Origin of the sequence: Halomonas sp. G15 (genome assembly GCF_021282295.1) — a bacterium.
In the GTDB taxonomy this organism is placed as follows: Bacteria; Pseudomonadota; Gammaproteobacteria; order Pseudomonadales; family Halomonadaceae; genus Halomonas; species Halomonas alimentaria.
In genome coordinates this window covers 1-7,417 of the sequence record NZ_JAJSPA010000069.1, presented here as the reverse complement: position 1 = coordinate 7,417, position 7,417 = coordinate 1, and the positions used below count along the sequence as shown (strand labels likewise).

Annotated in this window: 6 protein-coding genes; 3 read left to right on the top strand and 3 right to left on the bottom strand. The window is 54.7% G+C overall.

Features of this window, described 5'->3' with window-relative positions; translation table 11 throughout:
• The 3 genes from LWH48_RS17785 to LWH48_RS17775 form a co-directional block, all read left to right on the top strand.
• Positions 1–316, top strand: a 316-nt coding sequence (locus LWH48_RS17785) for a hypothetical protein (RefSeq protein WP_232913630.1), incomplete at its 5' end; no start/stop codon positions are given.
• A 520-nt stretch (positions 317–836) separates the two neighbouring features.
• Positions 837–1,808, top strand: a complete 972-nt coding sequence (locus LWH48_RS17780; RefSeq protein WP_232913629.1) for a restriction endonuclease — start codon at positions 837–839, stop codon at positions 1,806–1,808.
• 24 nt (positions 1,809–1,832) lie between these two features.
• Positions 1,833–2,171, top strand: coding sequence for a hypothetical protein (locus LWH48_RS17775; protein ID WP_232913628.1), 339 nt, complete (start codon positions 1,833–1,835; stop codon positions 2,169–2,171).
• A gap of 310 nt (positions 2,172–2,481) precedes the next feature.
• Here LWH48_RS17775 and LWH48_RS17770 read toward each other — a convergent pair whose 3' ends face one another.
• From LWH48_RS17770 to LWH48_RS17760, 3 genes are all read right to left on the bottom strand, one after another.
• Positions 2,482–3,741, bottom strand: a complete 1,260-nt coding sequence (locus LWH48_RS17770) for a tyrosine-type recombinase/integrase (RefSeq protein WP_232913627.1) — start codon at positions 3,739–3,741, stop codon at positions 2,482–2,484.
• A 147-nt stretch (positions 3,742–3,888) separates the two neighbouring features.
• Entirely contained in the window at positions 3,889–5,637 is a 1,749-nt protein-coding gene (locus tag LWH48_RS17765; protein WP_232913626.1) for a hypothetical protein, read from the bottom strand.
• Positions 5,638–5,720: 83 nt separating this feature from the next.
• Positions 5,721–6,668, bottom strand: a complete 948-nt coding sequence (locus LWH48_RS17760; RefSeq protein WP_232913625.1) for a hypothetical protein — start codon at positions 6,666–6,668, stop codon at positions 5,721–5,723.
• Positions 6,669–7,417 lie beyond the last annotated feature (749 nt).

The window sequence follows — 7,417 nt, the reverse complement described above, 5'->3', positions numbered from 1 at the left end:
TGCCGATGCGGATGTCCTGAACGTGATCCAGCTCCGGCGCCATCAGCCCCTCCAGGTACTGACGCAGGTGCTTGGCCTTCATCACCATGGGGTCGCCGCCGGTCATCAGCAGGTCGGTGACCTCGGTATGCTCGGCCAGGTAGCGGTGCAGGGAATCCGCTTCATTGGAGGCGAACTTCAGGTCCTTGTCGCCGACGAACTGCGCCCAGCGGAAGCAGAAGGTGCAGTAGCTGAGCCTCGCAGAACCTCAGAAAACCTCATTACCCGGATGATTTCAAAGGATTTTATTGACCACCACTGTACCGGAGAGGGCTGACCGACGCATGACCGAAGTGAACAGTCACACACTGGCTAACCCTCTGGAATCTGGAGAAGGGAGCCAATCCCATCGACCGCTGACTGACCGAAGCAGGACCGAAGCGGGTGCTCACTCTGGGTGACCGGCATGAACCCCTACCGCCAATCCATCAGTCGATACAGCGTTACCTTCCCCCTACCCTCGGGAGACAGTCGAGGACCGAGAGCCCCAGCGTCAGGTCGTCGGGTGTCGTCAGGTATCCCGGGAAACCCTCACTTCCTCTTCTTGGCGTAGTCGTCACGCAGGGCAACAAACAAGTGAGCAATGAGCAACACCTCAACACTGTTTCTTGAGCTTTGCAGAACCGAACATCCCAAGAACGAGCTATCTACGACCCCACCTAAAACTATTGCCACCAAAAGTCGACCATGTAGTTGCCGACTTCTATAGCTAGCTGATAGCCTTCATGAGGGATACAACTCAAGATAAATGATACCAATTATAATCACGACCCATAAAACGAGACAAGGAGGCTATCTTGGCCAAAGTAATTCTAGTACGAAGCCCGATTGAGTTAGCAAGAAATGACCAAGCCGGATATGGTTGGCCTCAAATAAATTTCTCAGACCACCCAACTGCCGACTCTCTCATGGCAGCATTCCGTGATCATGATATCGAGGTAGGCAGGAAAGCAAAGCAAATTCGGCGATTCTTCAACATTCGCCCCGGTGACTTGATAGTAGTCCCTGTTCCTCGCGCTATCCTCCTTGCACGTGCTACTGGCGAGAAGAGCTTTGGATCAGATGTAGGATATGGAGAAAACCGAGTTGGCGCAAAATATCTACGAGAACCAGGTGGAAAGATAAAAAGAATCCCTCGCGACGACCTCTCAACCGCCCTTGAAACTCGACTAAAGATCCGAATGGCAGTTGCATCGCTCGATGAATTTTCAGACGAACTAGAAACACTATACTCTCGACTAGAATCTGGTGGATATAGCAACAGAAATAGCCAATACGAAGCTGAAAACAGTGAAGCCATAGAAGCATTCAAACAAACGCTTCTGGAGCGCATCCAACAAGGAAGTACATTCCTTTCTGGAGGTGGGAATGGGATGGAGATGCTGGTGATGGAGCTCTTGAAACTAGAGGGATATGTCGTTCATCGTCCAAGCAAGCGACACTATGAAGGCGTTGCGGATGCTGATATTGAGGCTTATCGAAAGGACCGATTCAATCCCACGAAACTTCTCATTCAAGTAAAGCATCATCAGGGGGTCACCGGGGCTCATGGCATTCGTCAACTTTCCGCAATTGAAGAAGATGACGCACAACGCTGGCTGATCACAACAGCTGTTACAGGTGAAAGCACTAATGCCTTAGCTGAAAAAGACGGCATTCAAGTAATGGATGGAATTGACTTTGTAGATTGGCTTTTTGAACATTACCAAAATCTATCAATTGCCACACGAAGCCAGCTCGGACTATCCGACGTCCCTATGCTTCTTTAACAATTACCACCTGGAGGGTTCCCGATGAGTTACGACCCGGATTTCGATCAATATCGTCTAGACCAACTAGCATCTACACACCTATCCGATAGATTAGCAATTGGCGATATTGCATTTTTCGCAGACGATGATGGCCGGCTAGGAAAAGCGACCTGGCGCCTCAATGATAACGCATACAAGACCCTCAATGACTCAGGATTCAAGCATTACCTAATGGAACTGCTTGACTCTCTGATAATTTATCGAAAACAACATAACAAGCCAAACTCTTCACAGGGAATAATTTATGTGAATGGAAGAAAGTTAAATATCGAGTGGGTGACGCCGGAAGAGGCCTTCCAAAAATCAGAATGGAATGGATAACCGGTCATACGGACCATGATGAGCACTCCTAACATTAGTGAACACTCAATGTATCCGTACCGATCTACAAGGATCAACCTGATGACGACAAGCGCCCTGCCCCAAGATCAAAAAAAGGGCCACAGGGGCCCCAAAATAGGCCCCGTAGCGGGGCCCTGATACATCCGGCTGTCGCCTCTTCATAATGGGGGCAGAGACGCCACTCCGCTTCCCTACCCTCAGTCATAGGATTTCCAATGCCTCAAAAATAGTATCTATAACCAAATGCACTATTTTCTCATCCTTGAAAGCTCCTCTGAACCTCGCTCGGTCAGCTGGCGTGGCGTATGGGAGTCGTTATTGGTGCGCTGTCTTCCCCAGTGACGTCGGCACGGTCGTCGTCGTTCTCCTCCTCATGGTGATCATCATCGCTGTCATAGGTCCAGTTGGCACTCGACGCGGCACTCAGTAGGGAGTCTTGGGACAAGTGAGCGTAGCGTTCCGTGACCTTGGGATTGCTATGACCAAGGATCTGTTGCACCTCGTAAAGGGAGCGCCCTGCCCCGACCAACTTGGAGGCGTAGGTATGGCGGCAATCATGGAGGCGGAAGTCAGGTAGCCCAGCCTTGTCGCGTAGCCGGTGCCAGACCAGCGTAATCGACTTGAAGGGTGCCTGGGTCTTGGGACTGACGAAGATCCACTCCTGACCACCGCATTCCCGCTTGGCTTCCTCCAGGACCTGTAACGCCGAGGTATTCAGCGGCACGATCCGTTCCTTCTTGCTCTTGGCGTTGCTGACCGGTATCCGCCAGGTCTGCTTGGTGAGGTCAATATCTGACCACTTGGCCTTGAGGGCTTCCCCTACCCGGGCCCCGGTACTGAGCAGGAACATCACGATACAACAGACGGGACGATTCCTATCGTGCAGCAGCACGTCCAGTAACCGCTTGCTCTCGGTCTCATCCAGATAGCGTTCCCGGTTGTTGTTCTCCTTGAACAGCTTGACTGACTTGGCTGGATTGCTATCGACCAGCTCCCATTCCATGGCTACCGCGAATAGAGCCCGAACGATCATCAACTGACGATCACAGGTGGCCGGTGCCCTCCCCTCGTTACGCATCCGGTTGTGGAACTGCGCCACGTCGGCATGGGTGACCTCGTCCAGGCGCTTGCCACCGAAGGTAGGAATCACCTTGCTGCGTAGATGGGTATAGTCGGTCTTCCAGGACCGCTTGCGGGTCTTGATGTAGTCCAGATACTGCTCCTCGACGAAGGCCTTGAGGGTCGGCACGGCCTTGGCCGATTTTTGGACCGTCTGAGGCGTTTTTTCCATGACCAGCTCGGCACGCAAGGTCTTTGCCTTCTTCCGGGCTTGAGACAGGGAAATCTCGGTCGTGGTACCCAGTTTGAAGTGCTGGTTCTTCTTCTGATCGGTGGTGTGACGCAGATAGTAGGTCCCCTTGCCGGGGGTGGTGCGCCTGACCTCCACATAGAACCCGGGGTGCTGGCGGTCGCAATATTCGATGCGACGCTTGTCTTCGGGACAGTGCAGGCGCTTGACGAGATGGGCGGTGAGGTCAACGACAGGCATATCTCCTCCTGACCGGTGGTGACACGATAAGAGAAAGTCTCGGCGGTACCCGTCGACACCCGACGACCCGACGCAGTGGCCGGTCCGATCGGTAAGATCACAACGGGATAAAGGGGCTGCGGATGATCCACAGCCCCTCCAGGCGGGTTAGTCTTGCGCTAGCTCGGCAAGACGCGGGCAATCAGCCTTGAGCGAGATCTTGACCTGACGATTTCGGCTTCGTGGCAGACGCTCCAGCTTGACCCCAAGGGCATCCAGTGAGGCGGCATGCTGGGTGAAGCGACGTCCCAGGGACTCGGGGTTGTGCGGCCACTGATGGAAGTGCGCGCGAATATCCCGATCGGAGACCAGCTCTTCCAGTAGCGGCAGGAGCTCACTACAGGTCCCTACCCACGGACCATCAACACAGTAGAGCAGCGCGAAGTTGTAAAGGGCGTTGGCCAGCGGTTGCTCACCGATTGAGGATTCGTAAGCGCTTGCCTGGTTGTTGGCGTAAGCGTCTTCGAGGTAACCCCCATCCAAGCCCATGACATGCTCGCAAGCAGCCAGCCAACGGGAAAACTCCAGCATCCGCAGGGGGCGCTGAGGTTCCACATGTTCCATGACGTTGAGCGCCTGAGCCGCCAACTCCAAGAGTGCCCGGAAGATCCCACCTTCATGCTCGGTGAGGTAGTCGGCCATTTCGGCCTCGCTCACTCGCTGATCGGCATCCAGGGCTTCCAGATGAACGAAGAGGCACCGGCTGCTGAGATCCGGCTCGGTAACCGGGTTGACGATGCCGTTGAGCACCAGGCTGGTCTGGAGGGTAGACACATGTGGGTCGGCATCCGTATAGAGCTTCCGCTTCAGGACCTCCCCACCGGTCGACATCTTGCAGAGCCTATCGCTAATAGGGCGGGACAGGTTGCGCACGTTGTCGATGATCGGCATGTAGGTATAGCTCGTCGCTACCGCCAGGTCGTCAATGTTGCGCGGCAGCGCCATCACGCTCATCTTGCTGGGGTCGACGAACTTGCGCAGCACCCACTTGCAGAATGAGCTTTTACCCGATCCTTGACCGCCTAACAGCACCAGGAATACCTGGGAGACCATAGGGTCCAGGGGGTGCGACAGGACGAAGGCCATCCATGCAAGCAGCAGGTACTTCTCCTCTTCCGGCGCGTTGATCAGGTCGAGCAGCGGGTTCAGGCCATCCAGCTCCGGGTCTGACGTTTCAGCGGGCATGGGGAAGGCCGCCATCCCCGGACGCCTGAGCATGACGACCTTCTCACCTTCACGGACAATGTGAACCTGGCCACCTTCGAGGACCGCCAGCGCACCATCATCATGGCGAAGGTCGATAATGCGCTTCAGCCGGTGCTCACCGTAGCCAACGGCGCAGTACACCCGAACCTTGTTGCCGAAGTGCTTCACCTTGGTCTTGAGAACGACAAGCGCCTTTTCGACCGCTTCGGGAGAGACGTCTTCGCCCCGTTCCATCAGCTCGACGTACAGCTGGTTGACCATGTCCTGACTGTCGACCGGCCTGGCAATGGGGTTTCCCGGCTGCCTCACTAGAAGGGTCTGATTTAAGCCTTCATCCTGAGCCAGGTAGCCACCTTCTTCGAGGAGCTTCTGGACCTTCGCATCAAAAGGAAGATCCGGCTCCTTGTTCTTGCCGGCAGAACTACCCTTCCTGCTAGGCTGCGGGGCGGGTTTTGGTGCATAGCCCACCTGTGTAGGCTTCTTATCAGCTGCCCTGGGTGAGCAAACCTTGCTGGCTTTATGAGGGCGTCGCATGTTGTCCAGGCGTTGCTGGACCTCCGGGCTGACCTGCTTCTTGCTGATTTTCTTCAGCGGCTTCTGACCGGAAACGTTGGACTGGCTTTCTACTTTTGACTCGTTGATTTTTTTCATGTGTTTCACCGTTTATTTTTCGAAGACGTAACTTTCTGCCAGGGAGCCATACAGCCCCCTGAGCCATTGGTTATTTTTTGGGGTTAGATGCGGACCAGAAGATCCCTGGACTGGCGGCAATACCGGGAGTGGAAGTGCATCGTCCAGTTGAGGTCATCCATCTGGGACGACGACAGGCCCAGCTCATCCGCGACTAGCCACAGCCAGCGAACCCCGTCATGGGTGTCAGCGTTGCGGGTACTCACCCGCTCCGTTGTCCAACGTTCGCTGACACGGCGCATTAGCGACATCAGCTCGGGACGAAGCATGCTGGCGAGGTCCCGAGCCTCTTCCATCAGACGGGGTAGATCGGGGTACACGACGTTGATGCCCTTCGCGCCATCGGGAGCATAATGAAGCGCTGATTCGACCTTGCTACCATGATGCTTGACGACCATGATTGGCGAATAACACCCGTACTTGGCGCGGATGCTGGCAAGCTCCTTGGCGATGCTTCCCTGGCGCGGCGTGGTAACAACAACAAGGTCTTCGTTGCGAATAGCGGCGTGTAGGTCCTGAAAGCTATCCAGGCCATTGACGCTCTCAAGGCCCGTGATAGGCAGCGGAAAGGGGGTCTCGTTCCCCGGTTCCACCAGCTCACGGCATAGCGCTGCTACCGGGTAGCCCTGTGGGCCCAGCAGGGGTGCTTTAGTTGGCTCACCACGGTGGCTTAACGCCATCATCTGCGTGATGGCAGCTTTGAACACCGTCTTGATGGCGCCGTTGGCTGGTCCATGACCACTGTGGGACAGGACTGCAGCGAGGCGATCTTCTGCATGACCATCCGAGAAAGCATCCGAAGGCAGTGCGGATGCGTCACCTACTCCTTCGGCACCGAGGTCCTGAGGGGTAGGGTCGTCCTGACAGCAAGAGTGACAGTCTTCGACGTCATACACTTGCTCCAAGGGTAGGCCATCACTAGTGCGAGTGATGGTGATTAGCGATGGTTCAGCGTGATCCACCTTGTGGTGAGATAGGTGTGAAGCATTCATGAGCAATTGCTCCTTGAACTGTGGTACGTAATGCCCCTTTCAGGGCTCCCACAGGCCAAGCGATACGGGCCAGAGTCACTGATGGGTTCGTAGTCAATTTCATAGTATTCAGCCTCCAGGAATATGCTCGTGGACGTTATAAAATCAGGATCAGGCGCCTTCATTGGGGCCAAAACTGCTGGCCAATATCAGTACATCATGCGGCGGTTTTCGTGTCGGAGCTCGGCTTTCATCGTTCTGGTCTTTGGTCTCTGGCACCGGCCTCGCTGGCCTGGCGATGCGTAGATTACGGATTTTATCTGCCCATGCAAGGCCTTTTTACTCTCCCTATTCCTAGCGAATTGAAACCCGCAAATTCCATAAAAATCTATTGTAAACAGCACTCTCACGTAATTATTAGGTTTAAAGCGCCTATAGTCACAAATCCCCTTTTTTGCCTGGGATTATCCCCTTAGCTCTTTTGCCCTGCTCTCCCTTAGGGAAATGACGTTCAATTCCCTTAATGTAACAAGGTTACAGTCTAGAAACATAGCCTATGCCTTTCAAAAACATGCAATCGTATAGGCCTGGGCTATCGTCTTATATTCTCAGTCGGCTAATCGTGGCACTGGTGAACGGCCTCCCCTGGTAGGTGGTCAGCCCCCTCCGGTTGAGAGCCTCGGCGATGGCGACCCCACTGCGTAGCCTCTCCTGCTCCTCCAGATGCTGAATGACCCGCTGGATACGCTGCTTCCACTGTGCCTGGGCCT

What these genes read in the sequence shown, in the direction of transcription:
- LWH48_RS17775 (WP_232913628.1), top strand. Translation starts at nt 1,833, where the DNA reads ATGAGTTACGACCCGGATTTCGATCAATATCGTCTAGACCAACTAGCA.
- LWH48_RS17770 (WP_232913627.1), bottom strand. Translation starts at nt 3,741, where the DNA reads ATGCCTGTCGTTGACCTCACCGCCCATCTCGTCAAGCGCCTGCACTGT.
- LWH48_RS17765 (WP_232913626.1), bottom strand. Translation starts at nt 5,637, where the DNA reads ATGAAAAAAATCAACGAGTCAAAAGTAGAAAGCCAGTCCAACGTTTCC.
- LWH48_RS17760 (WP_232913625.1), bottom strand. Translation starts at nt 6,668, where the DNA reads ATGAATGCTTCACACCTATCTCACCACAAGGTGGATCACGCTGAACCA.